At 34.1% G+C, this 2,910-nt stretch carries 3 protein-coding genes; all 3 read right to left on the reverse strand.

The annotated features are described in order from the left end of the window. A partial coding sequence (locus tag DFQ10_RS18360; protein WP_115818908.1) for a carboxypeptidase regulatory-like domain-containing protein occupies positions 1-1,700 on the reverse strand: 1,700 nt, incomplete at its 3' end. A 20-nt stretch (positions 1,701-1,720) separates the two neighbouring features. Further along, positions 1,721-2,632, reverse strand: coding sequence for a PorP/SprF family type IX secretion system membrane protein (locus tag DFQ10_RS18365; RefSeq protein ID WP_115818909.1), 912 nt, complete (start codon positions 2,630-2,632; stop codon positions 1,721-1,723). A 26-nt stretch (positions 2,633-2,658) separates the two neighbouring features. Then, a partial coding sequence (locus DFQ10_RS18370) for a T9SS type B sorting domain-containing protein (RefSeq protein ID WP_147299258.1) occupies positions 2,659-2,910 on the reverse strand: 252 nt, incomplete at its 5' end.

A 2,910-nucleotide genomic window follows, 5' to 3' on the forward strand; every position in this document is an offset into this window, starting at 1 on the left:
GGACCTCTTGCATCTGTATGTGATGTTGCATGAATCACTAGTTCAGGATATTTAGTCATAATCTGAACTAATTTATCTAATTCAAAAGCCGCTTGCGCTGTGATATTAGATTGATCAAATTCAAAGAATATTGGAGCTAAAACAATATTAACAGGTGTAATTAACACTTCAATAGGATCTAAAGAAATCTGAATGTTTTTTTCTTCTTCGTTAGTGCCTTCAACAGGTACTTTCTTGCTGTCGAATCCATCCATTACTACTTCTAATTCAGAATCTTTTTCAGCTTCAACGATAAATTCTGCAATTCCATCTTCATTAGTTAATTTAGAAACGACTTTATTACCTTCTTCATCAAATAATGTTACAGATGCACCACTAATTGGCTCACGTGTTTTGTCATCTAAAACTGTAGCGCTAATTAATACATCGAAAAGTGGTTGTAATTTTTTAAACTCATAAATATCATCACTACCTTTTCCGCCTTCTCTATTAGAAGACACAAAACCTTGACCAGCTTCTTCATCCATTATAAATGCAAAATCATCTGCATTACTGTTAATAGGAATACCTACATTACGAGCAGGTGCTAATTTACCGTCTATATCTTTAGTATAGAAAACATCTAAACCACCAAGTCCTAAATGACCATTAGAAGAGAAATAAAGTGTGTTGTTACTACTGATGTAAGGAAACATTTCTTGTCCTTCTGTATTTACCTTCTGACCTAAATTTTCTGGTGTTCCTAAAGTACCATCGGCATTTATTGCGGCTTTGTAAATATCAAAGTCACCAAAACCACCTGGCATATTTGAAGCAAAGTAAAGTGTTTGACCATCAGGACTTACAGATGGATTTTTAACAGAATAATTTTGACTGTTTATGGCTAAATTTTCAACCATATCCCAATCATCTCCTAATTTAGTCGCTTTAAATAAGTACAATTGGCTAAAACGTGTACTGCTTAAAGAATCTTTTTGATAATCTTTCTCAAAATAGCTTTCTCTAGAAAAATACATGGTTTTTCCATCAGGTGTAAATGATACTAAACCTTCGTGAAACCTTGTATTGATCTTATCATTAGCCAACGTTGCTTCTTGATATGTGCTATCAGAGTTTTTTACAATGGTATATATATCTAAAAAAGGTTGATCGTTCCAACCGTAAGTTTTACGGCTATCATTACGTCCAGATGTGATATATAATTTACCATCATGCATTGTACCACCAAAATCGGATTGTGTAGAGTTAAAATCTGCATTTTGCACATTAAACTTTTTACCTTGTTCTAAAATTTTAGGGAGGTAATTAGGATTTTTTCTAAAAGCAATAGCTCTATTGTCTGCAGGTCGCATAGAAGCAAACTTTTCCATTTGTTGGTTAGAAGCCTCATATTTTCCATTTGCTTTCAGCATCTGAGAATACTTATAAACCATTTCTGGTTTTTCTGAAGTCTCTAAAGCTTTTGCATACCAACGTTCTGCAGCTTCAGTATTAAAAATGTTATAATAGCTTTCTGCTAATTGTCCGTAAACATATGCGTCTGCTTTTCCGTCTTCTACAAGATCGTTATAGCTTTCTGCAGCTTTTACAAATTCAAATCTAGCAAAATGTTTATCTGCCTTCTTTGTATCTTTATTCTGAGCAGTTAAGCATAAGCTACTCATCAACGTAATAAATAATAATGTTTTAAAGTTTTTCATAATTGTTTTAGCTTAACTGATTAAAAGTATCTTGGTGAACGTGAAACACGCTTAGGGAAATTAAGATCAAATAATAACATGATCTCGTGTGATGCTGGCGAGTACGCTTTAATATCTGAAGATATGGCATCATAAGCATAACCAATTCTAACAGCAGGCGTAAGTGCAAAATTAACTAAGCCAGAAAAGGAATCGTCTAATCTATAAGATGCCCCAATTTCAAATTTCTTAAAGAATCTTGCATTGACATTGACATCAAAAGAGGTAGGCGCATCAAAAGCAGATTTCACCATAATAGATGGTTTTAATTCTGTATTTGGAGATAGGTCAAACACGTAACCACCAGTTAAGAAATAGTGTTGTGTTTCAGAGCCTATTTTACGATCGCCATCATCCAAATGCACAGATGATAACATATTTGGCACAGATAAGGACACATAGTACTTATTAGTATAGTAAAAGAAACCTGCACCAATATTTGGTGTGGTTTCATTTATTCCCATTCCAAAGAAAGGATCGGTTGGGTCTGTAAGTGCAACATTTGAATTTGTTAAATCAATGTCGTGAAATGTAGCACCTGCTTTAACACCAAATGCTAATTTATGTTCTCCACCTAGATTTAAAGTGTACGACACATCTACATAAGCATTGGTTTCTTTTACAGGTCCTAGTTTATCTGAAATCACAGATAAACCAAGTCCTATATTATTACCAACAGGTGTGTGTCCAAAAAATGTTCCTGTTTCTGGCGCACCATCAATTTTAGACCACTGGTCTCTGTATAATAGTCCAAAAGAAAGATTTTCTCTTGATCCTGCATAGGCAGGATTCACTATGTTCATATTATACATGTACTGTGTGTACTGAGGGTCTTGTTGCCCATGCATCTGAAATGCTAGAAGCAAAACCGCTATAATAGAGAGTTTTTTCATTATATTAAGTTGATTCTGTTAGTTGATTATTTGTTTATGTACACCCAAGCACTTTTTGTTTTTGCTCCACCTTCGTAAATAACGGTATAGAAATAAGTACCTACCGGTAACTCATCACCATCATTTGTCTGGCCTACCCATTCGTTGGTGTAATTCTTTTTAGAATAAACAAGAGTTCCGTTTCTATTGAATATTTCCAGTTTTGTAACATTGAAACTTCTTAAATCGAAATTGTCATTCTGTCCTGGTGAAACACCTGGTGATATACCTTCTGGGAA

It is taken from the genome of Winogradskyella eximia, assembly GCF_003386165.1.
In the GTDB taxonomy this organism is placed as follows: domain Bacteria; phylum Bacteroidota; class Bacteroidia; order Flavobacteriales; family Flavobacteriaceae; genus Winogradskyella; species Winogradskyella eximia.

Bases quoted from the DNA above. Each gene is read 5' to 3' on its own strand.
- DFQ10_RS18365 (WP_115818909.1), bottom strand. From the start codon at position 2,632: ATGAAAAAACTCTCTATTATAGCGGTTTTGCTTCTAGCATTTCAGATG.